We start from the raw sequence: 25,063 nt of genomic DNA, 5'->3' as shown, positions 1-25,063 counted from the left end.
AGCGACCGCACGGCGAGCCCGCCGCCACTGGCGACGGTTATCGGCAAACTTGGTCTGCGCTGGAGACCGACCGGCCGGCACAGCTTGCGAAGCGCCGATCCAGTTGGGACCGCTTCGCAGTTCGATTAGCAACCTCTGCACCTATGGATGAACACGCCACGGTAGAGTGGCCGTAGTATTACGGCGCTCATATTTAACAATCCAACAATCGCTTTCCACGCAATTTGAACGAGTTGCGGCGCGCGCCAGGGCTTCAGCGTGAATTCAAGGTCAGTGATGTTCGCGGCGTTTTCTGCGTCGCGGTCATCGCTCAGCAGTCCACGGATATTTGTACGATGACGGACGCGATCGGGACGAAAGACCATGCCGCAACCGGAGACGCGCCGGTGGTCGCTCATGCGCTTCCTCAGATGCTGGATCTGACGCAGGCGACGCAGTTGCGCGAGGAGATGATCCGGATCGTGAATGCCGGCAGCGTCGTGCTCGATGCGAGCGGCGTAGAGCGGATGTCGACGCCTTGCGTCCAGATCCTGCTCGCGGCCGCTCGAGGAGCGCGAGCGGCCAACAAGTCTTTCAAGATCAAGCAGGCATCGGAGTTGTTCAGGACGGCGATCGCCGATCTCGGACTTCGGCACGAATTTGACAATTGGATGGAGTGACATGACCAAGCGAATTCTGGCAGTCGACGACTCGAAGACCATGCGCGACATGGTGTCTTTCACGTTGAAGAAGGCTGGCTTCGATGTGGCAGAAGCCGAGGATGGCAAGGCAGCACTGAACGTGCTGACCGGCGGCAAGTTCGATCTGATCATCACGGATCTGAACATGCCGAACATGGACGGCATCTCGCTGATCAAGAGCGTTCGGGCCGGCAGTCAGCACCGCGCTGTGCCGATCCTGATCCTCACGACCGAAAGCGATGGCGCCAAGAAGGCTGACGGCAAGGCAGCCGGCGCGACGGGATGGCTGGTCAAGCCGTTCAATCCCGAGCAATTGATCGCAACGGTCAACCGCGTATGCCCGTAACGTCCGAGCAGGAAGCCTATCCGGTCGCGCAATTCCGCAAGACGTACTTCGAGGAATGCGCGGAGCTGCTCGACGCGTTGCAGTCCAACCTCGAACTCCTGTCGTCAGGGCGCGAGGACGAGGAGACGCTCCACGCGATCTTCCGGTCGGTGCATTCCATCAAGGGCGGCGCAGGAGCTTTCGGCTGCACCGACCTGGTGGCGTTCTCGCATACGTTCGAAAGCCTGCTCGACGCCCTGCGCGATCAGAAGGTGGCGGCAAGCCAGGAGATCAAGCAGCTGCTGCTGCGGGCCAGCGATGCGCTTGCGGATATCGTTCACGCGGCGCGGCTCGAGCAGCCGCTGCCGCCCAATTTCGCGGCGGATATCAGCGTTGCCATGCGGGACGCGCTTCTTGGCGCGGGCCAGGCGATTGATGTCGCCGTGGGGTCGGTTGCGGCGGAGACGCGATCGCTGTCCGAGCAGAAATACCGTGTCCGGTTTCGACCGCATACTGAGATGCTGCGGAAGGCGAACGAACCGCTGCTGCTGATCCGGCAGCTGCGCAAGCTCGGCACGCTAACCATCGAGGCGGACAGCTCCAGTCTGCCGCCGCTCGAGGCGCTGGATCCCGAGTCAGCCTACTTGTCCTGGACATTCACCTTGGAGACCGCCGTGCCGCGCGGGGCGCTCCAGGACGTCTTCGAATTCGTCGAGGATGATTGCGATCTCGAGATCGAGCTGCTCGAAGCGGCTGCAGGCCCGGCCGAGGCGGCCGCCAGCGATGCCGGCAGCGTAGTTGCGTCCGCTGTCGCGCAGGTCAGCGTGGCTCAGTCGATCCGCGTCGATGTCGACAAGGTCGACCGGCTGGTCAATCTCGTCGGCGAGCTCGTGATCAGCCAGGCGATGCTGACCGAGCAGGGCCTGTCGCTCCCGGCCGACACATATCCGCAGCTCATCCAGGGCATCGAGGCGCTGGCCCAGAGCGCCCGCGAGCTGCAGGAAAGCGTGATGGCGATCCGCGCGCAGCCGGTGAAGTCGGTGTTTGCGCGCATGCCGCGGATCGTGCGCGAGCTCGCTGCCACCTTGGGCAAGGAGGTGCGCATCGTCACCTCCGGAGAGATGACCGAGATCGACAAGACGGTCATCGAGCAGCTCAACGACCCCTTGACGCACATGATCCGCAACGCGCTCGATCATGGCATCGAGCCGCCGTCCGAGCGCGTGGCGGCCGGCAAGCCGCGCCAGGGCACCATTCTTCTGTCGGCAGCGCAGCGCAGCGGCCGTATCGTCATCGAGGTCTCGGATGACGGCCGCGGCATCAATCGCGAGAAGATCCTCGCCAAGGCCCAGGCGCGCGGCCTCGTGCCGGCCGGCGCCAGTCTCAGCGAGGACGAGATCGACAATCTGATCTTCCTGCCGGCGTTCTCGACAGCCGAGGTGATCACCAGCATCTCGGGCCGAGGGGTCGGGATGGATGTCGTGAAGCGCAACGTGCAGGCGCTGGGCGGACGGATCTCGGTGCGCTCGCGCTTCGGGCACGGCTCCTCCTTCACGCTGTCGCTGCCGCTCACGCTCGCCGTCGTCGACGGCATGGTGGTGTCGGTGGGACGTGAGACGTTCATCATCCCGCTCGTCGCCATCGTCGAGAATCTGCGGCCGCAGACCTCGGACATCCATCCTATCGTCGGTCGCGGCAACGTCCTTGCGCTGCGCGGCGAATATCTGCCGCTGGTCTATTTGCATCGCGTGTTCTCGATCGGCGATGCGATCGGCGATCCCTGCCGCGGCATCGTGATCATCGTGCAGAGCGAAAGCGCCGGCCGCGTCGGCATCGTCGTGGACGAGCTTCTCGGCCAGCAGCAGGTCGTCGTGAAGAGCCTCGAGGCCAACTACGAGCCGGTCGACGGCATCAGCGGCGCGACCATCCTCGGCAACGGGCGCGTCGCGCTGATCCTCGACGTGGCGCGTCTGCACGAGATCGACGTCCGCGGCACGGGCGGAAGGTTGCCTTCGCCAGACCAATTCAAGATTGAAACTGCAAAGGACATCGTCGATGCAGCCTGACAGCAAGCCCGCCATCCATTTCGGCCAGGAATCAGCCGCCGTGAGCGAGAATGTGCAGCAGTTCATCACCTTCACCCTGGGTGATGAGGAGTACGGCATCGACATCATGGTGGTCCGCGAAATCAAGGGCTGGACCGAGACCACCATGATCCCCAATGCGCCGGCGCATGTCCGCGGCGTGATCAATCTCCGCGGCATCATCGTGCCGATCTTCGATCTGCGCGCCCGGTTCGGCGTTGGCGTCACCGTACCGACCAGCATGCATGTCGTGATCATCGTCGCGGCGGGCACGCGTACCGTGGGGCTTTTGGTCGATACCGTCTCCGACATCATTTCAGTCGACCCCAAGGAAATCCGTGATGTGCCCGATATGGGAGTGCCGATCGAGGATCAGTTCCTCGAAGGGCTGGTCGCGATCGAAAACCGGATGGTGACGCTGGTGTCGCTGGCCGGCCTCTTTGGAACGCCCAAAGCGTCCGTCACGACCACCGCCGCCCGGGCAGACGCCGCGGTAGCGGCCTAAACCATCACAACATTTTGCGAGATCGTCATGAGCGACACTTTCGAGGAGAACATCATGCAGGACTTCACCACCGATGGCGGCGCTGCTCCCAAGCCGAAGGCTCGCTCGCGCAGCAGTCGCTCCAAGACCGTGGTCAAGGCGCCATCCGCGCCTCGGTCATCCGGACGTGATGAGCAGTTGTCCAGCCTGATCGAGAAGGTGACCAGCGCCGTGATGCTGGTCGACAATGATCTCAAGGTCACCTACCTCAATCAGGCCTCGAAGCAGCTCTTCAGCCAGCATCTGGCCGAGTTCCGCAAGGTCTGGCCGAGCTTCGATCCCGGCACGATGATCGGAACCTGCATCGACGTCTTCCATCGCAACCCGGCCCATCAGCGCGCGATGCTGGCCAATCCGGCCAACATGCCGTTCCGCACCGATATCTCGGTTGGGCCGCTTAAGATCTCGCTCAGCGTCAGTGCGATGCACAGCCGGCAGGGCACCAGTCAAGGCTTCATGCTGGAATGGGCCGATGTTACGGAAGTGAGAGACCGCGTCGCTCAACTTGCGGCGATCAAGCGATCGCAGGCGATGATCGTCTTCGAGCTCGATGGCACGATCGTCGAGGCCAATGAGAATTTCCTGAATGCGCTGGGCTACTCTCTCGCCGAGCTCAAGGGCCAGCATCATTCGATGTTTGTAGACCCGGCCTATCGGCAGAGTGCCGAGTACAGGCAATTCTGGGACAAGCTTGCCCGCGGTGAATACGATGCCGGGCAGTACAAGCGGATCGGCAAGGGCGGGCGCGAGGTCTGGATCCAGGCCAGCTACAATCCGATGATGGATCCCAAGGGCAAGGCCTACCGGGTGGTGAAATATGCGGCTGATATCACCGAGCAGGTGATGAGGAACGCCGATTTCAGCGGCCAGATCTCCGCCATCAACAAGGCCCAGGCCGTCATCGAGTTCACGATGGACGGCAAGGTTCTCAATGCCAACGAGAACTTCCTGAATGCGCTGGGTTACACGTTGGGCGAGATCAAGGGGCAGCATCATTCGATGTTCGTTGACAGCGCCTATCGCGGCTCGAACGACTACCGCATGTTCTGGGACAAGCTCGGCCGCGGCGAGTACGACGCCGGCCAGTACAAGCGCATCGGCAAAGGCGGCAAGGAGGTGTGGATCCAGGCCAGCTACAATCCGATCATCGGGCCGGACGGCAAGCCGTTCAAGGTCGTGAAATATGCGACCGACATCACCCAGGACGTGATCCGGAACGCCGATTTCAGCGGCCAGATCGAGGCGATTGGCAAGGCCCAGGCCGTCATCGAGTTCACGATGGACGGCAAGGTTCTCAATGCCAACGAAAACTTCCTGAACGCGTTGGGCTACTCGCTGGTCGAGATCAAGGGGCAGCACCATTCGATGTTCGTCGATGCCGCATACCGCAGCTCCAACGACTATCGCATGTTCTGGGACAAGCTCGCCCGCGGCGAGTACGACGCCGGCCAGTACAAACGCCTGGGCAAGGGCGGCAAGGAGGTCTGGATCCAGGCCAGCTACAACCCGATCATGGGGCCGGACGGCAAACCGTTCAAGGTTGTGAAATATGCCACCGACGTCACGGAGCAGGTGAGGGCCGCGCAGGCGCTCGAGGCGACGGTCGGCCAGATCCAGGACGTCGTGGCCGCAGCGAAGGCCAACAATCTCGAGCCGCGGATTTCGATGGCTGGAAAGTCCGGCGATCTCGGCGAGCTCTGCTCCGGCGTCAACGGCCTGCTCGACACGATGGCCGCTCAGGCAAAGGCCGCCGAGGCGCTGCGCGTCGCTGCCGGGCAGATTCAGGATGCGGTGGCTGCGGCCAAGCAGAACGATCTGCGTCCACGCATCCCGATGGACAACAAGGCCGGTGAGATCCAGGAGCTCTGCGCCGGCGTCAATGGGCTGTTGGATACGATGTCGTCGATGATCGGCGACGTCGCGGAAAGCTCGCACACGTTGTCGAGCGCGGCTCGCGAGATCGCGACCGGCAATACCGACCTGTCGCAGCGGACTGAGGAACAGGCCGCAAGTCTCGAGGAGACGGCCGCCAGCATGGAGGAGTTGACCTCGACCGTGCGGCAGAATGCCGAGAACGCGCAGCAGGCCAACAAGCTCGCCTCGTCCGCCTCCGACGTCGCGATCAAGGGCGGCACAGTGGTCGCCGAAGTGGTGCAGACGATGGACGGCATCACCCAGGCCAGCCGCAAGATCGCCGACATCATCGGGGTTATCGACGAGATCGCGTTCCAGACCAATATCCTGGCGCTCAATGCCGCAGTCGAAGCGGCGCGGGCCGGCGATCAGGGCCGTGGCTTCGCCGTGGTCGCCGCCGAGGTGCGCAACCTGGCGCAGCGCAGCGCCAATGCCGCCAAGGAGATCAAGGGGCTGATCTCGGATTCCGTCTCCAAGGTGGAGTCGGGCTCGCGCCTGGTCGACACCGCCGGCAAGACGATGGAAGAGATCGTCCAGTCGGTGAAGCGCGTCACCGACATCATGGCCGAGATCTCCGCGGCCTCGCAGGAGCAGCGCGGCGGCATCGAGCAGGTCAACAACGCCGTCACGCAGATGGACAAGGTCACGCAGCAGAACGCGGCGTTGGTCGAGGAAGCTGCGGCTGCAGCCAAGTCGATGGAGGAGCAGACGGCCGCAATGGCCGAGATGGTCGGCCGGTTCATGGTGCTGCCCGAGTTCGAGCACAGCCAGCCGCACCCGGCGCGGACCGGAAACCCGGTGGTCGATCGCTCGCTCGGCGCCTCCAAGGAAAAGCTCGCGACGATGCGCCACGCGGCTGCCAAGCCCGCGCCGGCGTCCCCGCGGCACCCCGCTCCGGCAGCCAGATATTCCGAGACCGAGCCGACGCGTCGCCGCGTCGTCGGTGCGGGCGATGCGGATTGGAAGGAGTTCTGACGGCTCGCGGGGCGCCTGTGTGGCGCCCCGCAGGTTCTGGGGAGGTGATGGTGGAAGAAGAGTTTGCGCTACAAGACACGGACTTTCGCAAGCTCTCGAAGCTTGTGATGAGCACCGCCGGTATCGTGTTGAGCGAGCGCAAGCGCGCGTTCATTCATGGCCGGCTTGGCCGTCGCCTGCGCGCGCTCGGGCTGACCAACTTCTCACAATATTGCCGATTGCTGGAGGGGCGCGATGGCGACGACGAGCTGCGCAACTTCATCAACGCGGTCACGACGAACCATACGAGCTTCTTTCGCGAGCCCCATCACTTCGACTACCTGACGAAGGAGATCGTTCCCGGACTGATGGCTTCGAACAGCGATACCCGCCGCATCCGCATCTGGTCGGCGGGCTGTTCGAGCGGGGAGGAGCCCTATAGCATTGCGATGACGCTGCTGAGTGGTCCGCAATCATTGGCCGGCTGGAACGTCAAGATTCTCGCGACCGACCTCGACACCAACGTCATTGCGCATGCCGCACGCGGCATCTACGATTCGGAGCGTGCGGAAAGCATTCCTGCGCCCCTTCGCAAGCGTTTCACCACGACGCAGGACGGGCAGGTCGCCATGAATGATGAGACCTGCGATCTCATTACCTTTGCTCATCTCAACCTGCTCGAATCCTGGCCGATGTCGGGACCGTTCGATGTGATCTTTTGCCGCAACGTGGTGATCTACTTCGACAAGCCGACCCAGCGCAGGCTGTTCGATCGCTATGCGGACATGCTCAAGCCGGATGGCTGGCTCATCGTCGGTCATTCCGAGAACCTGCTCGGCATCACCGACCGTCTCGAACTGGTCGGCCGCACGATCTACCGGAGGTGCAGATGACGGCCAGGACAAAGCGGCACCATTCGCACCCCCCTCACGTCAGCCACGAACTGCCGGCCCACGCGCGCCGGTATCTGGACAAGCGGTTCGACGCGATGGTTGTCAAAGTGCTGCCCGGTGAGCATTACGTCAGCGGCGAACGGCAGGAGATGCTGGTCACGATTCTCGGCTCCTGCGTGGCGGCCTGCATCCACGATCCGGTCGCGAAAGTCGGCGGCATGAACCATTTCATGCTGCCGGAGGCCTTCGACGGCGAATGGGGCCACGCATCGGCGGGCATGCGCTACGGTAACGTTGCGATGGAGCGGCTGATCAACGACGTGCTCGCGCGCGGAGGTGCGCGCCACCGGCTCGAGATCAAGGTGTTCGGCGGAGCAAACGTGCTCAAGGGCCTTTCAAACATCGGGCACCGCAATGCCGATTTCGTCGAGGCATATCTGGCGGCGGAAAATCTCCCGATCACGGCTTATCATCTGCGCGGCTCGCAGCCGCGCCGCGTCCACTATTTTCCCTTCAGCGGGAGGGTCATGCTCCTCGAACTGCCGCGAAACGACAGGTACACCGTGGCGCGCGAAGAGACGTCATACAACTCCAGAATCCAGGCCAAACCCGTCGATGGATCGGTCGAGCTATTTTGAGGCAGCAGCATGAGTGTCATCCGCGTTCTGATCGTCGACGACTCCGTCTTCGTGCGCCAGATCCTGACCGAGATTCTATCGAGCGACCCGGCGATCGACGTCGTGGGCACCGCGCCGAACCCGATCGTGGCGCGTGACATGATCAAGACTCTCAACCCCGATGTGCTCACGCTCGACATCGAGATGCCGCGCATGGACGGTCTTGCCTTCCTCGACAAGATCATGACGCTGCGGCCGATGCCCGTCCTGATGATCTCGTCGCTGACGCAGAAGGGGGCGGACACGGCCATCCGCGCGCTGGAGATGGGCGCCGTTGATTGCGTGGCGAAGCCGGTGGTCGGGCTCGTCGAAGGGCTGCCGGCAATGCGCAGCGAGATCGTCGGCAAGGTCAAGGCGGCGGCGTTGGCGAAGATCCGTCCCCGCTCCGGCGAGCAGGTCCGTCCGATCCAGCGGCCGGGCGTGTCCTACAATTCATCCGAGAAGATCATCGCGATCGGTGCGTCCACCGGCGGCGTCGAGGCGCTGCAGGAGCTGCTGATGGCGTTTCCCTCGGACACGCCTGCCACGGTGATCACCCAGCACATGCCGGCGATGTTCACCGCGTCCTTCGCCAACCGGTTGAATCAGCTGTGTGCGGTCACGGTCAAGCAGGCCGTCAGCGGCGAGCGGGTGCTGCCCGGTCACGCCTATATCGCGCCGGGCGGTTTCCATATGGAGCTCGGACGCAATGGCGCGAACTATGTCTGCCGCGTCCACGACGAGCCGGCGGTCTCCGGCCATCGGCCGTCGGTCGACGTTCTGTTCAGGTCCGTGGCGCATGCCGCGGGGCCAAATGCGATCGGTGTCATCCTGACCGGCATGGGACGGGACGGCGCGCTCGGTCTGATGGAGATGCGCTCGGCTGGAGCGCCGACGATCGGCCAGGACGAGGCGAGTTGCGTCGTCTACGGAATGCCGAAGGCGGCGCGCGAATGCGGCGCCGTCGAGATCGAGCTGCCGATCGGCAAGATTGCCGATCACGTCCTGAAGCGGTGTGAATCGCTCGCTGCGCGCGGGGTCAGAGTTTAATCCATGTTCGGTTGGAAGCAGAGCAGCGCAGCCGCGGCAAAGCCGCCAAATCCGGAGCCGCCAGCGGCGCCCGCCCCTGAGGCGCAGCGCAAGCAGGACGAACTGATGCGACGCTGGATCGCGTTCGCTGGGATGCAGCAGCGCGTCATCAGGACGCTCGTCGGCGAGATCCAGCAGACCTCCGCGATCGTGGAGACGGAAGCGGACAGCCTGAGCAGTCGCTTTCAGCGCCTGGCCGTCTGCGCCGAGCAGCAGACCCAGCGTGTCGAAAGCCTGAGCAGGCTGGCCATCGGCATCGAGGTCGACGGCGAGGCGGTGGGGATCGACCGGATCGCAGGCCTGCTCGAGGAAACCCTGAGTGACGTCGTCGAGAAGATTCTCCTGCTGTCGAAGGACGCGATGTCGATGGTCTATGCGTTGAGCGAGCTCAACGCCAACGTCAACCGCGTCGACAGCTGCATGGAGGAGCTCAACAAGATCAACAAGGTGACCAACATGCTGGCGCTCAACGCCAGGATCGAGGCCGAGCGCGCCGGCACGGCCGGCGCGGCCTTCAGGGTGGTCGCCGGCGAGGTCCGGGAGCTGTCGGGTGCGACGCAGCGTCTGTCGGTCGACATGGACACCGAGCTCAAGGCGGTGACCGAAGGCATCGCCAACGGCCATGCGACGTTGCAGCGGGTCGCCACCGTCGACATGTCGAAGAATCTCATGGCCAGGGATCGGCTTGAGGTTCTGATGAATGCGCTGATCCAGCGCAGTGGCAATCTGACCGACGTGGTGGGCGAGGCGATGAAGGAGGCCGAGGTGATCTCCGCCGACGTCGCCGGAATGGTCACCGGAATCCAGTTTCAGGACCGGACGCGGCAGCGGCTCGAGCACGTCGTCGATACGTTGCACGTGGTGGATCAGGCACTTGACGAGTTGAAGACGACGACGGCGGACGCGCTCGATGGACCGGTCCTCGAGACCCCGGGCGACAATGAGTGGGTCAAGACGATGCTCGATCGTTTCACCCTGGGCGATCTGAGGGCGCGGTTCGTTGCGCAGATTCTCGAGGGCGGGAAGCCGGTCGATCACCGCGATGACGTTGCCGCTCCGTCGGAGACCGGAACGGTCGAGCTATTCTAGGAGGTATGCATGCAGATCCACATCGACCGCGCCGGCGGACAGATCGCGATGAGCGGTGAGTTCACCTTCACCGACCATATTCCGTTCAAAGAGATGGTCACCGAGATCTTCGCCGCTCCGGGCAGGGCCGTCGTGATCGACCTCTCGAAGCTCGACTTCATCGACTCCGCCGGACTGGGCATGCTGCTGCTGGCGCGGGACGAGGCCAAGAAGAGCCATCGCGAACTGATCCTGCGCCATCCGATCGGGCAGGTGAAGCGGATGTTCACGGTCACCAGGTTCAACACGCTCTTCAAGGTGGAGGAGTGATCTCCGATGTGCCTGTCGGTCGATGAGCAGATTGAGGCCGACGCGTTCGTGTCGTACTGGAACGGCGTCTCCGAGCAGACGCTGGAAGCGGCGCTTGCACGGCCCGTGCACCAGTGCGTCGAAGCCGATCTGTTCGACGGCTGCGGTGGCGGTCCGGACATCGGACGGCTCTCCGCCGACCGCCTGAGCCTCGTCGTCACGACGCGTTCGGCGTATCGCCACTCGGTCGTCAAGACGTTCGTCGACGCGCTGCGGACGCGGCTGCCGCTGACGGAGGATCTGAGAATCAGGATCTACAGCGCCGCCCAGGAGGCGCTGATGAATGCCGTCCTTCATGGCAATCTGCGGATCGACGGCGGATTGCGCGGCAGTCTCGACGGCCTGATCGCAGCGCAGTCGATCATCGAATCCAAGCTGGATTCGCCCGAGATCGGCGGCGCCGCGATCCGCATCGACGCCGCCTGGACCGCGTCCGAGGTCGAGGTCACGATCCGCGACAGCGGCGACGGCTACGATTACAGCGGCGTCCGTCCCGCGGCGGAAGACGGCGCATCGGGACGCGGGCTGGAGATCCTGCAGGTGTTCTCCGATCGTGTGACGGTGCTCAACGGCGGCACGACGGTTCGCCTGGAGTTTCAGCGATGAGCCCGGTCATGGACATTGTCGAGTCCGCGGCCGACGAGCGAGTCGTGCCGGAAGGTCTTGTGGATGCCCGGATCCTGATCGCCGACGATGATCCGCTGTGCCGGCGTCTGGTCGCCGGCGTGCTGCGCGCGCAGAAATTCACCAACATCGCGTTTGCCGAGGGCGGGCTGTCGGCGATGGAGCAGTTGCGCCGCTTCCGGCCTGACCTGCTGCTGCTGGACATGCAGATGCCGGACATGAGCGGGCTGGACGTCTGTCGCCAGATCCGTGTCCAGGCCGATTTCGCCGATACACCGATCCTGGTGCAGACCGCGACGGTCGATCGCAAGAAGATGGGCGAGCTGTTCTCGGCAGGCGCTTCGGATTTCCTGTCCAAGCCGATCAATCCGTCGGAGCTGATTGCCCGCGTCGTGGTGCATCTCGAACGCTGGAACTCGCTGCGCGCCTTGCGTGACTATCGCGAGCGCATCTCGCGGGAGCTCGACGCCGCCCGTCGCATGCAGGTCGAGCTGCTGCCGGATCCCATCACGTTGCAATGGGCGGCACGTACGGCGGACCTGAGGATCGCCAGCTACAACAGATCGTCCTCGGAGCTCGGCGGCGATCTCTGGGGCATGCTGCCGATCAGCAACGGCGCGTTTGGAATCTTCCTCGCCGACTTCACCGGCCACGGCGTCAATGCAGCGTTGAATACGTTCCGCCTGCATGCGCTGATCCACGAATACAAGGCGCTGCACGACGACCCCGGCGCGTTGTTGTCGATGTTGAACGAGCGCCTGGTCCGTCTGCTGCGCGTCGGACAATTCGCGACCTTCATGTACGTCGTCGTCGATCATCGCGCGGGCGTGCTGAAATGTGCGTCCGCCGGCGCGCCGCCGGCCATTCTCGTCCAGGGAACGGATGGTCGCGCGCGGCTCTGCGACAGCAGTGGATTTCCGCTCGGAGTCGAGCGCGGCGTGCGCTATCGAACCTCGCGCCGCAAGTTTCCGGTCGGCTCGCTGCTGCTGCTGTTCAGCGATGGCATTTCAGAGTTTCCGGATGCAAAGGGAGAGCGGATCGGCGATGACGGGCTGCTGGCGGCGCTCAATGCGTGTGGGCCCGCGCTGACGCCGCAGGAGGTGATCGATCGGCTCTGCGGCTGTGCCGGCATCACCGAGGGCACCCCGCTGCCCGACGACACCACGATCGTCTGCATCGATCGGCGCGCGAGCCCGCGCCGCGACGACCAGGCCTCGTGCGATCGTGCCGCGAAGCAGCTGGCGATGAGTTCGCCTGGCGGAGGCCGATGACGTGACGATCGTCTCCGACGTCCCGCTGATGGATCAGGATCAACTGGATCTGCTGCGCGCCGCGCTCGACCCGGACGAGCTGCGGGCGATGCTCGGTCAGCTTCCGTCCGCCGCCGAGCAAGGGCTCGCCGCCATCAAGGCCGCGCTCGCGGCCGGCGATCTGCCGCAGGTCTGCAGGGCGGCGCATGTCCTGAAGGGATCCGCCTCGAGCTTCGGCGCGGCTCGGCTTGCCGAGATCGCGCGCAGGATCGAGCTCGACCTGACCACCTCCGGCGAGATCGAGGCATGCCTTCCCGTCCTGTGCGAGACCGTCGCGGCGACGGCCGACGAGCTCGCGAGATGGGTTGAGCGGGCATGACGCAGCCTGCTTCGAGCCAGACCTCCTCGCCTCAGCCCGCCAATGCCGTGGCGGCGGAGCAGCAACAGTCGCCGGGCGCGCAGCCGGGCAGGCTGTCATACCCAGCGCTGATCGCCTCCGCTGTGGCTGCGGCGGGCTCGATCCTGATCGTCGAGCTGCTGACAGATCTGCAGCAGGATCGGCTCACGTCGGTATTGATGCTCGCGGTGGCTGCCGTCATGGTCATGATCGTGCTGACCTCGATGCTGATCCGAAAGAATCGGCACGCCCTCTCGCTGGCGAGCGTGCTGGCGCGCCAGAACGAGCAGCTCGCGCAGACGACGCGGTTGCTGAACGATGCGCAGCGGATCGGCCGCCTCGGTCACTGGATGTCGGATGAGAGTGGCGAGTTCGCCATCTGGTCAGAAGAGCTGTTCGAGATCTTCGGACTTGAACCAGAAGCCAGTGTCTCCTTTCTGAAGATTCTGGAGATCGTTCATCCGGAGGACGTCGGCACCTATGTGCGCGCGCGTGACCGCTCCCGCGCCACCGGATGCGCGTTCATTCAGGAGCTCCGCATCATTCGTCCGGACGGCGAGGTTCGTTGGCTGAGGATCGAAGCCGACTCGAACCGTGCTTCTGCGGGGGAACCTCAATCGCGCTTCGGCATCGTCCAGGACATCACCGAACGAAAGCTTGCCGAAATCGCCGCAGACCGGGCGCGGCTGCTGCTGATGGATGCGATCGAGTCGCTGACCAACGGTTTCGTGCTGTTCGACAAGGACGATCGCTTCGTGATGTCGAACACGACGTTTCGCGAGATGTTCCCGGGATGGTCCGTGCTGATGCGGCCGGGCGTCTCGTTCAGCGACCTGATGCGGCAGGCCTATGATCACGGCCTGATCCGCTCGAAGGGCGACCGCTTCGAGGAATGGCTCGCGCGCAAGCGCGCCTGGCATCTCGGCGGCAGCCGCATGATCGAGCATCGCGAGCTCAATGGTCGCTGGATCCAGAGTGTCGATCACCGGATCTCCGATGGCGGGACGGTCTGCCTGGTGACGGACATCACCGCCTTCAAGACAGTTCAGGCCGAACTCGAGCAGAAGCTCGCTGACGTGCAGGCGATCCGGTCCGATCTCGAGGGACAGAAGCGTGAGCTCGAGGCGACCGGGGCCGAGCTGCGCGCCGCGCGTGACGCTGCCGAAGCTGCCAACCGCGCCAAGTCCGACTTTCTCGCGATCATGAGCCACGAGATCAGGACGCCGCTCAGTGGCATGGTCGGCATGGTCGATCTGTTGCGCGGCACCTCGCTCACCGAGGAGCAGAAGCGCTACACGGTGCTGGCCAAGGAGTCGGCGGACCTGCTGCTCGACGTGATCAACGACATCCTCGACTTCTCCAAGCTCGAGGCAGGGCGCCTGCAGTCGGAATGCATCGACTTCGACGTTCCGAACCTGGTCGAGAGCGCGGTCTCGTTCATGGGGGAGAAGGCCAGAAAGCGGGGCCTCGACCTCAAGGTGAGCTTCGCGCCCGGCCTTCCGCAATATCTCGAAGGCGATCCCACCCGCATCCGCCAGGTGATGCTCAATCTGGTCGGCAACGCGATCAAGTTCACCGAGCGCGGCTCGATCGAGGTGCTCGCCTCGCACCGTGAGCAGGCAGACGGCACGGTCGACCTCAGGATCGAGGTCATCGACAGCGGCATCGGCATGTCGCCGGAGATCCAGGCCCAGATCTTCGATCCGTTCGTGCAGGCCGACACGTCGATCTCTCGCAAATATGGCGGCAGCGGTCTCGGCCTTGCGATCTGCAAGCAGCTCTGCAGCATCATGGGCGGCAGCATCGGCGTTGCGAGCGAGCCGGGCCGCGGCAGCCGGTTCTGGTTCGAGGCCAAGTGCCGGCGCGGCGAGGCTCTGGCGCTTCCGGCCGAGCCGGTCGTGCTGGCGATCGACCGGCCGCTCGAGATCCTCGTCGCCGAGGACAGCCCGATCATCGCGACCCTGATCCACAGCCTGCTGGTCAAGCAGGGCTTCAGGCCGACCATTGTGGTCAACGGCACCAAGGCCGTCGCGGCGGTCTCCGAGAAGCACTACGATCTCGTCCTCATGGACGTGCAGATGCCGGAGATGGACGGCATCTCCGCGACCAGGGCGATCCGGCAACTGCCGGGCCCCGAGCGTTACGTTCCGATCATCGCGCTGACCGCGAATGCGCTCGTCGGGCAGCGCGAGACCTATCTCGCCGCCGGAATGAATGACTACGTGACCAAGCCGATCCAGCCGCCGCTGCTGTTCGCCGCCATCCGCCGCTGTGTCTTGCCGCAATATGCGGATGCCCCGCCGCTGCAGCCGGGCGGTGCCGGCCAGCTCGAGATGTTCGTGTCCTGAAGCCGCCACGCATCCGGCAATCACGGGCCGCACGAGAGCGGAATCGTCCTCACGGGCCTGCGAGGAGTTCGGAAGCAAGAATTTGCTACATTCGGCCTGCTGCGAAATGAAGTTGTGCTCCCGCATTGGCGAAGAAAAAAATTCTGTAAGATTGCGACTTTCTCACGACGCGACTTTGATGGCGACATCATTGGCGCTGGCCGCGCGGCGCGTCGCGCGGGAGGAAAGATCGATGTCGGATGTTGCCATCAGCTCGGCCGGTCGGGCCGTTTCGAAGGGAAGCTTGACGGAGGACTGGCTGGCGCTGGTGCTCGGCGTGCTCGTCTTCGCACTCTCCCTGTTCAGTCTCGGCGGCATCGACCTGCTCGGCTGGGCGGTCACCACCGCGGTTTACACCGATGTCGGCAAGGCGCTGGCGCCGGTCGCCAAGGGCTACGCCGCCCTCGGCGGCCTGGGCGCGCTGGCTGCAACCTATGCATCCCTGCTGGTCGTGCTGACCGCGGGCGTCGCAGCCCTCGGCGGCGACATCAAGCGTTTCGTGCTCGCTTTCACGATCGTGTTCGCGATCGCCTATGCGAGCTGGATCGTCGGCAGCTATGCCTACATCGCCGTGGTGACGCCGGCGGACCAGCAGAAATTCGGCATCTCCTGGTCGCTGAAGCTGACCAATGAAGGCGGCTTCATCGTCGCGCTGGCATCCGGCCTCGTCATCGCCAATGTGTTTCCGCGCTTCGCCGAATGGCTGAAGGAGGCAATCCGCCCGGAGCTGTACATCAAGATCGCGATCGTGATCCTCGGTGCGACCATCGCGGTGACCGCGGCCGGCCGGCTCAATCTCGCCTCGTCGATCCTGCTGCGCGGCATAGCCGCCATCATCGAGGCCTATCTGATCTACTGGTCGGTGGTGTATTTCGTCGCCCGCAAATGGTTCGGCTTCAGCCGCGAATGGTCGGTGCCGCTCGCCTCGGGCATCTCGATCTGCGGCGTTGCGGCTGCGATCGCGACCGGCGGTGCAATTCGCGCGCGCCCATCGGTGCCGATCCTGGTGTCGTCGCTGGTGGTCGTCTTCGCCGTGGTCGAGATCCTGATCCTGCCGTTCCTGGCCCAGACCTTCCTGTGGCAGGAGCCGCTGGTCGCGGGCGCCTGGATGGGGCTTGCCATCAAGACGGATGGTGCAGCGGTTGCGGGAGGCGGCATCACGGAGTCGCTGATCCTCGCCAAGGCCGCGGCCGAAGGCATCAAATATCAGCCCGGCTGGATTCTGGCGACGACCGCCACGGTGAAGGTGTTCATCGACATCTTCATCGGCATCTGGGCGTTCATCCTCGGCTACATCTGGACCAACCACATCACGCCGCGCAGCGACAGGGCCAAGGTGGGCGAGATCTGGGAGCGTTTCCCGAAATTCATCCTCGGCTTCGTCGCGGTGTTCGCGATCTCGCTGTGGCTTGCGACCGGCACGTCGCAAGACATCGCCAAGGCGCTGCCGGCCGCCGCCAACGAGGCCAACGTGTTCCGGGTGATCTTCTTCATCCTGACCTTCTTCTCGATCGGCGTGCTCTCCGACTTCCGCAAGCTGTGGCAGGACGGCTTCGCCAAGCTCGCCGCCGTCTACGTGGTCAGTCTGTTCGGCTTCGTCATCTGGGTGGGGCTGTTGATTTCCTGGCTGTTCTTCAGCGGCTTCAAGCCGCCGCTCGCCAGCTGATCGGGGAGAGTTACCATGTCATCATCCGAGTTCAAGACCGAGGCGTCCCGCGAGGTCGAGCCGCTGCTGCCGATCGAGAAGAAGCTGATCGGCTACAGCCTCAGCCTCGGCATCGTGCTGCTGGTGATCCTGGTCGCGATCAATCACCTGTTTCCAGTGCAGCTGTGAGCTAGGCTTTCCAGCTCGGCCGTCATTGCGAGTGCCCGAAGGTGGCGTAGCCATGCAGAATCCTGCTGTGGCCCTGGATTGCTTCGCTGCGCTCGCAATGACGGACTCGAACGTAGGGTGGGCAAAGCGACGCCGTCAGGCGTCGCGTGCCCACCATCTTCGCGAGAGTCTGTGGACCAGATGGTGGGCACGCGGCCTTCGCTTCGCGAAGATCGCGTTGCCCACCATACAATCATCCGACTACACGACGTGAAAGTTCGAGACGGAGTCGTTGGCAAGCTGCGCAACCAGCTGCAGCTCCCAGTCGATATAGGCCTGCATCGCTTCGGCGGCGTTGTCGGTGCCCTCATAGGGCCGCTTGTAGACATCATCGGGCGTCGATATCCACACGTGCCGCTCCGTCTCCAGCGCGTGGCCGGCAGCCGTCCAGGCCTGAGTGCCGCCGGTGAGGACGCGGAGTTCCCGCGTCGTGGCGGCCCCTGCATCGGCGAGTGCGAAGGCCGCCTCCGCGCCATCATGGCTGGTCAGCACGATCGGCCCGCGGCCGGGCAGCCTGGCGAGATCCGACGAGAACCGTGACGCCAGCACGAAGTGTGCGCCAGGAATATGTCCGGTCTTGTAGCTCGGGCTGCGCGAGAGATCGATGATCGTCCATGAGTCCACCTGCGCGGCGAGCTCCGCGACGCCGATCGCGGCGGCGCCGACATCAGGCACCGACGCTCGGCGGGCCGCGCGCGGCGCCGTTTCCGATGGGGCCGCGACGTCCGGCCCGACGATCGACACGTCCCAACCCATCTGCTTGAGCCACGATGCCGTCATGCGCGCGCGCACGCCGTCGTCGTCGAACAGCACCAGACGCGCGCCGCGGACGCCGACCCATTCGTCGGTCGCCTGCACCAGCTGGCCGCCCGGCGCCGACGCGAAGCCAGCCGGGTGGCCAGCGGCATATTCCTCCGGCGTGCGCACGTCGAGACGGTAAAGCGTGCGCGTATCGGCCTCGGCCTGGTAGAGCGCAAAGGTCGCGGCATCGAGCACGCTGACGCCCACCCGCTCCGCCCAGGCCTTGGCGTCGGCGAGCGCCGTCGCGTAGCTCGCCTGCGGCCGTTCCAGGATACGCGCGGTTCGGCCGCGCTCGACCTGATGGCCGGCCAGCGTCCAGCCGATGGTGCCGTTGCGCAGCGCGTAGATCCGGTTCGGCAGCCCGGCATTGATCAGCGACTGCGTGCCGATGATCGAGCGGGTGCGGCCGGCGCAATTGACGATGATCGTGGTGTCGGGCGATGGCGCGATCTCGCGCGCCCGGAACGCCAGTTCGCCGCCGGGGACGCTGACGCCGCGCGGAATGCTCATGGTGCGGTATTCTTCGAAGCGACGGGCGTCGAGCACGACGAGATTGCTTTCGCGCTCGATCAGCGCCTTGACCTCGTCCGCCGACAGCGACGGCGTATGCCGGATGGCTTCGACCAGCTCGCCGAACGCCTTGCTCGGCACGTTGACGTCGCGGAACACCTCGCCGACACGCGCATAGCCGGACAGCCCGCCGTCGAGAACGGAGACGTCGCTGTAGCCGAGCGCCCGGATCCGCGGCACCGCGCGCGCGGCATAGCCCTCGCCGTCGTCATAGACGACGACCGGCGTGGTCAGCCCCGGGATCAGGTCGAGGACGCGCAGCTCGATCTGCGACAGCGGCAGCGACACGGCGAAGAACGGGTGCGACAGCGAGTAGGGACCTTCCTCGCGGACATCCAGCAGCGCCACCTCCTCGCCCGCGCGCCAGCGCCGCCGCAACTCGTGCGGCGTGATCATGCCGAGATCGTCAGGCGGCAGTGCGGTCGGGCCAGAGGTTAGGGACGCTGTCATTCGAATATCCGGAAATGAAGTCGCGGGCGGCGCCGGTCTCCGCATCGTACACCGCGCGACGGATGCGGCCGATATTGCCGCCATAGACGTGGATGCTGAGCGAGGAACGGTCCGCCAGACCGTTGGAGATGGCGTGGATGTCGCCAATCTGTGGCGATACCGCGGCGGTTTGTCCAGCCCGCAGCCGCTCCGGCGGGGCCGCGCGCAAGCTGCCGTCAGGCTGACTGGCATAGCCCACCGAGACTTCCTCACCGCGAAGCACGCCGACGAGGCCCCAGACGCGATGATCGTGCACCGGCGTGCCCTGGCCGGAGCCCCAGACGAAACTGACGATCGAGAACCGGTCGAGCGGATCGGCATAGAGCAGATATTGCCGGTAGCGCTCGCCGTCGGCGCGGGCATAGGCGTCGGGCAGCCAGTCGTCATGCGTGACCAGCGCCTTCAGCTTGGGGGCCAGAGCGGCGAGCAGCACGGATTCATCCGTGGTGCTTGCGACGAGGCGTGCCGTATCGGCGACGAAGTCGCGGAGACGCGCAATATCGGTCATGTCGAACTCGTGTCGTGTCGGGGATGCTTGCGGCGGAGACGCCGGCCTTCAGACGTGAGGGCCGAGCATCGCAAGATAGAACAGGTCTTCGTTGGACAGCTCGGCGGCCGACGGCCGGACGTCGCGCCTGCGTCCGGCGGCGCCGGCATCAGCCCGCCGCTGCGTCAGCAAATGACCGAGCCAGCCTCCGAACCATGAGACGTAGCGCATGACAGCCTCCGCGTCGTTTCATCACCATGAACTAACACGCACCGGCCGGCATCGAACAGAGCCGGGCGCGGCTCTGCATCAATTTGGCAGATCATGCCTGCTGGAGCGCGTCGTCGGCAAATTCCTTTTCCGGATGAGCTTCATCGCGCTGCTCGGCTTCCCCGGCTGATGGATCCGCATCGCAATTGCGGCCCATCAGGCTGTCGTGCCAATGCGTGCGGAACGCCATCCAGGAGGCATGATCCTGGAATGCGACCTCGGCGTACCACTCGACCGTGACAGCGCCGCTCGGCCAGTAGCGCTCCTGATCATGCCAGCACACGACAGGCCAGCGCGGATTGCGGTAGGAGCGGCCGGTCTCGTCATGCAGCGAGGGCCGGCCGAGATGATCGATCAGCCAGGACATCACCTCGGGCAGGAACGTCGCGGCGAACGACACGCCATGGCGGCCGAGCCGCTGCGGCATGCGCATCACGCGCTGATCGATGATGGCGAAGGCCGGCGGCACCGCGCCGACGTTGAACTGCCGGATCATCAGCAGCCGGAAGCCGCAGTCGCAGAGCTCGGCCGGGACGGCGTGAATCGCGGTCGGTTGAAGGGGAGCCGTCATGTTCATACCAGGGCTCCCTTCGCCTGTTCGAGCATGTGGTCGGGTGAAAGCTGCTTGCCGTCGCGCTGCACGATCGCGCCGAAATTCGTGGCCAGCGCGGCACAGACCGCGAGAGCTGCGGCCTCCTCACGCGGATCGCCGCCCCATTTCAAAGTCATCGCCACATCGCAGGCGTCGGCCCGCTGTTCCGCGACGTCAGTGAAACGCAGATCGAAGCCTGCGTCCTCGCCGTCCAGCGTGCAGGGCAGGTAGCCGGAACTCTCGAGCGGGACATAGCCGTCGTCGAGCGTCAGCGCGAAGGGGAGACGCGTGATGGCGTGCTGCAACGCTGTGCGTGTCGGCACATCGTTGCGCTTCAGATAGGCGGTCAGAACGCGGGCCATCTCGTGTCTCCCGTCGATGTCTGCACGATGCTGGTCGCAGCGTGCTGATCACCTCGCGCAGAGACGGGATTTGGTCCGAATCCGACGCGACGAAAATCAACAATCCCCGACATCGCTGCCGGTGAGAGACTGCAGATCAAATTTCGTGCCAGATGTGGCGAGATCAGTGGAGGCTGCGGCCGTCCGCGTCGTCGTCGGGGGAAATCAGCTGCGCGATCGCGCTGGATTGATGATGGACCATCCGCCAGGCGCCGCCGATCCGCGCGAAGTGATTGGCGGCGGCGAGCGCGGCGCCGTCCACGAGCTCGATGCAGACCACGTGACCGTGATCGCGATCGACGATCGCGTGGGGTTCCGCACACACGATCTGCGGACGCGCCGGGTTGCTCAGGATGTCGCGCCAGCTGCCGATCACGGCCGCGCGACCGACGATCGCCGGCCACCCTGGATGGATGCAGGAGATGCCGTCGCCATCGGCCCATAGAGCGGAGAGCGCGGCGAAGTCGCCGGCGGCGAAGGCGGCATAGAAGGCCGCATTCGCGGCAATGATCGCGCTCTCATCACTCATGCTGATGGCGTGAGCCATGCTGCTGCGAAAATCAAGCAGTGTTTGAAACCTCACATCACGGCGTTGCGCAAAACTTGCAAGCTTCTTGCAGGACTCAGTCAAAGCGGCATCAACACGCCAATGCAACGCAATATCCGGGGTCTTGTCATGCTCGAAACGGCCATTGTCGGGGGTGGATTGTGCGGAATGGCACTCGCGCGCAGCCTGCAGCAGCGCGGTGGTCCGACGGCCTTGTTCGAAGCCCGACATCGCCTGGGCGGGCGCGTCCTGTCAGCCCGGAGCAACGCGGGTCTGGCGCTCGATCTCGGCCCGACCTGGTTCTGGCCCGAGACCCAGCCGCTGTTGACCGGCCTGATCGCGGAGCTCGGGCTGTCCGACTTTGCCCAGCACGATGACGGGACCGTTCTGCACCTCAACGAAGCCGACAAGGCGGCCGAGCAGATCAGCGGGCCGCCGATCCATCAGGGCGCGCGCCGGCTTTCCGGCGGCATGACGAGTCTGATCGAGGCGCTGGCGCGTGATCTGCCGCGGTCCTGCATCCATCTCGGTCATGAGCTGACGCGCATCGTCGATTGCGGCACGCATGTGCGGCTGATCTTCGCCACCGCGACGGAATCGGTCGCGATCGAGGCGAGGCGCGCCGTGCTGGCGCTGCCGCCGCGGCTGCTGGCCGACCATGTCGGCTTCTTTCCGGCGCTCGATGACGCGACCTTCGAGGCGATGCGCAACGCCGAGACCTGGATGGCGGCGCAGGCCAAGGTCGTGATCGCCTATGACCAGGCGCATTGGCGCGACAGGGGCCAGTCCGGCAACGCCTTCGTCAGCCATGAGCAGGCCGTCATCGGCGAGATCTTCGATGCCTGCGACGAAGGTGGCGACCGCGCCGCGCTCGGCGGCTTCCTCGCCTTTCCGCCCGATCTGCGCGAGGCCTTCGCCGTCGGCCTGCCGCTGCTGATGGACAGCCAGATGGTGCAGCTGTTCGGCTCGGCGCTCGAGGGCGGCGAGCAGCACTATCAGGACTGGGCGGCCGAGCGGTTCACCTGCAGTGCGCAGGATCGCACCACGCCGCGCGGCGAGCACAGCGAGATCGCCAATCCGATGCTGCGGCGGGCGCTGTGGGAAGGGCGGCTGCATCTCGGCGGCGCGGAGACGGCGAGCCATGCGGCCGGCTATCTCGAAGGCGCGCTGAATGCTGCCAGGCGGATCGAGCGTGCGATCGCGCGCACGGCGACCGAGGGCGCGCGTCCGCCGGCTGCGATCGGCGAGGGGCTGTCGGGCAATGAGGCGAGCCTCGCCTGGTTCGGCGCGTGGGTCGCCGCGCAACGCGATGCGGCGTTCGACGATTACCGGCAGCGGCTCAATCGCAGCCTCGCCACCCAACAGCGCGAGCAGCTGACCCAGCTCGCCGTTCTCGGCGCGATGGAGCAGGTGTTCGCGGCCGCATTGCAGGTGCTGGACGCCCTGACCTTGGACCTGCGCGACGTCGCCGTCGAGCGCGGGCGTTCGGCTCTGATGCCGGAGATCCAGAAGCCGTTCCGCGACGTCATGCAGTCGCTGCTCGACGACGCCGTCGCTTTCAACCGCACCTCCTGCGCGCTGTCGAACTTCCCGTTCGAGCACAAGCCGTCGAAGGATTATGTGCAGACCATCCTGCGCGACATCGCCGCCGCCTGGCAGGAGTTCTCGCTCGCCGCCAACCGCCTGTTGCTGGCCAAGGCCGAGGCAACCCGACGGCAGCCGACGGGAGTGCCGTCGTGATCGCTGGCCAGGTGGCCTCATGGTTTGAGACGCGCCGCAAGCGGCGCTCCTCACCATGCGGGTCGATACTGGCGCCACAACAAGATCCTCATCCTGAGGAGCCCGCCGCAGGCGGGCGTCTCGAAGGATGGCCAAGCAAAGATCGAGTGAGCTCAGATGAAGCTGCAGATCGAACGTCCGACCATTGAGGCCATGGCGACGGCCTTTCCGCATCTCGCCTCTCTCATGGAGCAGCTGCGCTTCGGCGACAAGGTCGAGGTCAACCTCGCGCAGCTCGCGAGCGCCGAGCTCGACTTCCTGCGCAACAGTTATCAAAAAGCCGGCCCGGAATGGCACGCCCGCGCCGCGCATATCGCGACCTTGCAGCGCGCTTTCAGCGAGTCCGGCACGCGCTTCTCGGAGCACGAACTGGAATCGGTGCTGCCCGCGATCGCGCGCTATCTGATCTCGGGCGCGATCCGCGGCTGGATGTTCACCGCCAATGTCGCGAGCCGGCCGCTGCCTTACGTCGTAACGCGGCTCGACTACACCGCGCCATCCAACGATGAGGCCGGCCGTGTCTTCATCGAGCTCAAGGCCAATGCCAAGGGCGCGATCACGACGTCGACCTTGCGGATCTCCACAGGCGACATCGTCGGCAAGACCGTAGCGGAGATCTTCGCTGCCAAGGGATTTCTCAAGGAGACGCCGGAGCTGATATCAGCCTATGACGAGACCGCCGAGCGCTACTTCGCCTGGCGCGGCCGCTACGGCGCGCAGTTCTCCGGTCGCGGCATCGGCTTCTTCGCCGACGATCCGAACTCGTCGCATCGCGACATGGACTGGTCGCGCAAGGACGTGATCGTGCTGTCGTCGGGCGGCGGCAGCGCCCGGCTCGTCAACGACGAGGGCATCCTGACCGAGCGCGCGCTGACGCTCGAAGTCACCGGCGACATTCTCGGGCAATATCTGCGCAAGGCCGCCAAGAGCAATCTCTACGATGCCGAGCAGGAGGTCGAGGAATCCAAGGCGGCGATTCCGAAGGGCGTGTTCTGCAGGATCCCCGTCCATCCCTATATGCTGATGTTCCATCTCGATCTGCACCATTATCTCTGGGTGCACGCCGACGACATAGCGCCTTACGCCTATCAGCCCGAGCTGAAGCAGAAGCTGGTTCTGCCGGAGGAGCAGACCGACCTGATCGACATCCTCACCGCCGAGATGGATCTCTTGATGGACGACATCGTCGCCGGCAAATCGGGCGGCACCACCGTGCTGTGCGCAGGCCCGCCCGGTGTCGGCAAGACGCTGACGGCGGAGGTGTATGCCGAGATCATCGGCCGGCCGCTCTACCGGGTGCATTCCGGCCAGCTCGGCCTCAACGTCGCGGCGATGGAGAGTGCGCTGAAGGACGCGCTGACGCGCGCGCAGCGCTGGGGCGCTGTCATGCTGATCGACGAGGCCGACGTCTACATCAAGCGCCGCGAGGACGACATGACGATGAACGCCGTCGTCGGCGTGTTCCTGCGCGTGCTCGAATATTTCAACGGGCTCTTGTTCCTCACCACCAACCGCATCGACGACATCGACGAAGCGATCGTGTCGCGCTGCATTGCGCTGATCAAGTTCCAGGCGCCGGACGCCGAAGCGCGCGGCCGCATCTGGCGGGTGATGTGCGAGCAGTTCGGGCTGAAGGTCGAGCCGGCGCTGATCGAGCTGCTGGTCGAGACTTTTCCGGGCGCCTCCGGCCGCGACATCAAGGGACTGGCCAAGCTGGTCGCCAAATACTGCCACCACAGGAGCGTGCACCCAACCATCGACGTCTTCCGCCGTTGCGCCATCTTCCGCGGCATCGACCTCGGCGATCACGAGCAGCTGGCGGAGGCGGCGGAGTAGGAAGCAGCGCTCCTGCGCTTGACGAAATGTCTGCCCGCACATCAATGCGTCCGCGGTCGCGACGTCTCTCTCCGCCCGTCATTCCGGGGCGCGCGTAGCGCGAGCCCGGAATCCATAACCACAGGCCGTCGTGATATGGCAGGCATGGATTCCGGGTTCGCGCTACGCGCGCCCCGGAATGACA

Annotated in this window: 24 protein-coding genes; 18 read left to right on the top strand and 6 right to left on the bottom strand. The window is 64.9% G+C overall.

What is annotated here, in order from left to right; all coding sequences use genetic code 11:
- The first annotated feature begins 224 nt into the window (after positions 1-224).
- The 16 genes from QQL87_RS30520 (at position 225) to QQL87_RS30445 (ending at position 17,068) form a co-directional block, all read left to right on the top strand.
- A complete protein-coding gene (locus QQL87_RS30520) occupies positions 225-659 on the top strand; it encodes an STAS domain-containing protein (RefSeq protein ID WP_284422765.1) in 435 nt (144 codons plus the stop codon).
- A 1-nt stretch (position 660) separates the two neighbouring features.
- Complete coding sequence (locus tag QQL87_RS30515) at positions 661-1,026, top strand: response regulator (protein WP_284422764.1); 366 nt, start codon at positions 661-663, stop codon at positions 1,024-1,026.
- A complete protein-coding gene (locus QQL87_RS30510; protein WP_284422763.1) occupies positions 1,017-3,071 on the top strand; it encodes a chemotaxis protein CheA in 2,055 nt (684 codons plus the stop codon). The genes QQL87_RS30515 and QQL87_RS30510 overlap by 10 nt, the downstream gene beginning before the upstream one ends.
- A 52-nt stretch (positions 3,072-3,123) precedes the next feature.
- Complete coding sequence (locus tag QQL87_RS30505; RefSeq protein WP_284422762.1) at positions 3,124-3,594, top strand: chemotaxis protein CheW; 471 nt, start codon at positions 3,124-3,126, stop codon at positions 3,592-3,594.
- 27 nt (positions 3,595-3,621) lie between these two features.
- A complete protein-coding gene (locus QQL87_RS30500; protein WP_284422761.1) occupies positions 3,622-6,522 on the top strand; it encodes a methyl-accepting chemotaxis protein in 2,901 nt (966 codons plus the stop codon).
- 47 nt (positions 6,523-6,569) lie between these two features.
- Positions 6,570-7,394 (top strand): CheR family methyltransferase, encoded by an 825-nt coding sequence (locus QQL87_RS30495; RefSeq protein WP_284422798.1) that lies wholly within the window; start codon positions 6,570-6,572, stop codon positions 7,392-7,394.
- Positions 7,391-8,032 carry a chemoreceptor glutamine deamidase CheD gene (gene cheD, locus QQL87_RS30490; RefSeq protein ID WP_284422760.1) on the top strand — a complete coding sequence of 214 codons (642 nt, stop codon included), beginning with the start codon at positions 7,391-7,393 and terminating at the stop codon, positions 8,030-8,032. The genes QQL87_RS30495 and cheD overlap by 4 nt, the downstream gene beginning before the upstream one ends.
- A 9-nt stretch (positions 8,033-8,041) precedes the next feature.
- Positions 8,042-9,100, top strand: a complete 1,059-nt coding sequence (locus QQL87_RS30485) for a protein-glutamate methylesterase/protein-glutamine glutaminase (RefSeq protein ID WP_284422759.1) — start codon at positions 8,042-8,044, stop codon at positions 9,098-9,100.
- A 3-nt stretch (positions 9,101-9,103) separates the two neighbouring features.
- The gene (locus tag QQL87_RS30480; protein ID WP_284422758.1) at positions 9,104-10,228 is read left to right on the top strand and encodes a methyl-accepting chemotaxis protein; all 1,125 of its coding nucleotides are present in this window, start codon (positions 9,104-9,106) and stop codon (positions 10,226-10,228) included.
- 9 nt (positions 10,229-10,237) lie between these two features.
- Complete coding sequence (locus tag QQL87_RS30475) at positions 10,238-10,537, top strand: STAS domain-containing protein (RefSeq protein WP_284422757.1); 300 nt, start codon at positions 10,238-10,240, stop codon at positions 10,535-10,537.
- A 6-nt stretch (positions 10,538-10,543) separates the two neighbouring features.
- Positions 10,544-11,182 carry an ATP-binding protein gene (locus tag QQL87_RS30470; protein ID WP_284422756.1) on the top strand — a complete coding sequence of 213 codons (639 nt, stop codon included), beginning with the start codon at positions 10,544-10,546 and terminating at the stop codon, positions 11,180-11,182.
- Positions 11,183-11,190: 8 nt separating this feature from the next.
- Complete coding sequence (locus tag QQL87_RS30465) at positions 11,191-12,471, top strand: PP2C family protein-serine/threonine phosphatase (RefSeq protein ID WP_284422755.1); 1,281 nt, start codon at positions 11,191-11,193, stop codon at positions 12,469-12,471.
- 1 nt (position 12,472) lies between these two features.
- On the top strand, positions 12,473-12,829 hold the full coding sequence (locus QQL87_RS30460) for an Hpt domain-containing protein (RefSeq protein WP_284422754.1): 357 nt from the start codon (positions 12,473-12,475) through the stop codon (positions 12,827-12,829).
- The gene (locus tag QQL87_RS30455; RefSeq protein ID WP_284422753.1) at positions 12,826-15,195 is read left to right on the top strand and encodes an ATP-binding protein; all 2,370 of its coding nucleotides are present in this window, start codon (positions 12,826-12,828) and stop codon (positions 15,193-15,195) included. Before QQL87_RS30460 ends, QQL87_RS30455 begins: the two co-directional genes overlap by 4 nt.
- A 232-nt stretch (positions 15,196-15,427) precedes the next feature.
- Positions 15,428-16,900 (top strand): putative sulfate exporter family transporter, encoded by a 1,473-nt coding sequence (locus QQL87_RS30450; protein ID WP_284422752.1) that lies wholly within the window; start codon positions 15,428-15,430, stop codon positions 16,898-16,900.
- Positions 16,901-16,915: 15 nt separating this feature from the next.
- The gene (locus QQL87_RS30445; protein ID WP_284422751.1) at positions 16,916-17,068 is read left to right on the top strand and encodes a hypothetical protein; all 153 of its coding nucleotides are present in this window, start codon (positions 16,916-16,918) and stop codon (positions 17,066-17,068) included.
- Between the two features lie 240 nt (positions 17,069-17,308).
- On the opposite strand, the gene QQL87_RS30440 is transcribed toward QQL87_RS30445, so the two are convergent.
- The 6 genes from QQL87_RS30440 to QQL87_RS30415 form a co-directional block, all read right to left on the bottom strand.
- On the bottom strand, positions 17,309-18,928 hold the full coding sequence (locus QQL87_RS30440; RefSeq protein WP_284422750.1) for a rhodanese-like domain-containing protein: 1,620 nt from the start codon (positions 18,926-18,928) through the stop codon (positions 17,309-17,311).
- Positions 18,885-19,475, bottom strand: coding sequence for a cysteine dioxygenase family protein (locus tag QQL87_RS30435; protein ID WP_284422749.1), 591 nt, complete (start codon positions 19,473-19,475; stop codon positions 18,885-18,887). The genes QQL87_RS30440 and QQL87_RS30435 overlap by 44 nt, the downstream gene beginning before the upstream one ends.
- Positions 19,476-19,523: 48 nt before the next feature.
- Positions 19,524-19,685 (bottom strand): hypothetical protein, encoded by a 162-nt coding sequence (locus QQL87_RS30430; RefSeq protein WP_284422748.1) that lies wholly within the window; start codon positions 19,683-19,685, stop codon positions 19,524-19,526.
- 91 nt (positions 19,686-19,776) lie between these two features.
- Entirely contained in the window at positions 19,777-20,295 is a 519-nt protein-coding gene (locus tag QQL87_RS30425; RefSeq protein WP_349817305.1) for a hypothetical protein, read from the bottom strand.
- Between the two features lie 2 nt (positions 20,296-20,297).
- Positions 20,298-20,678 carry a hypothetical protein gene (locus tag QQL87_RS30420; RefSeq protein WP_284422746.1) on the bottom strand — a complete coding sequence of 127 codons (381 nt, stop codon included), beginning with the start codon at positions 20,676-20,678 and terminating at the stop codon, positions 20,298-20,300.
- A gap of 163 nt (positions 20,679-20,841) precedes the next feature.
- Positions 20,842-21,246: a nuclear transport factor 2 family protein gene (locus QQL87_RS30415; RefSeq protein WP_284422797.1), complete on the bottom strand. Its 405-nt coding sequence runs from the start codon at positions 21,244-21,246 to the stop codon at positions 20,842-20,844.
- A gap of 147 nt (positions 21,247-21,393) precedes the next feature.
- Here QQL87_RS30415 and QQL87_RS30410 point away from each other — a divergent pair, with 147 nt between their 5' ends.
- Both QQL87_RS30410 and QQL87_RS30405 read left to right on the top strand, forming a co-directional pair.
- Positions 21,394-23,004, top strand: a complete 1,611-nt coding sequence (locus tag QQL87_RS30410; protein ID WP_284422745.1) for a flavin monoamine oxidase family protein — start codon at positions 21,394-21,396, stop codon at positions 23,002-23,004.
- Between the two features lie 156 nt (positions 23,005-23,160).
- Positions 23,161-24,879, top strand: coding sequence for an ATP-binding protein (locus QQL87_RS30405; protein WP_284422744.1), 1,719 nt, complete (start codon positions 23,161-23,163; stop codon positions 24,877-24,879).
- The last annotated feature ends 184 nt before the right edge of the window (positions 24,880-25,063 follow it).

Source organism: Bradyrhizobium sp. SSBR45G (genome assembly GCF_030159255.1).
Lineage (GTDB): Bacteria > Pseudomonadota > Alphaproteobacteria > Rhizobiales > Xanthobacteraceae > Bradyrhizobium.
This window is presented reverse-complemented; position numbering and strand designations above follow the sequence as displayed.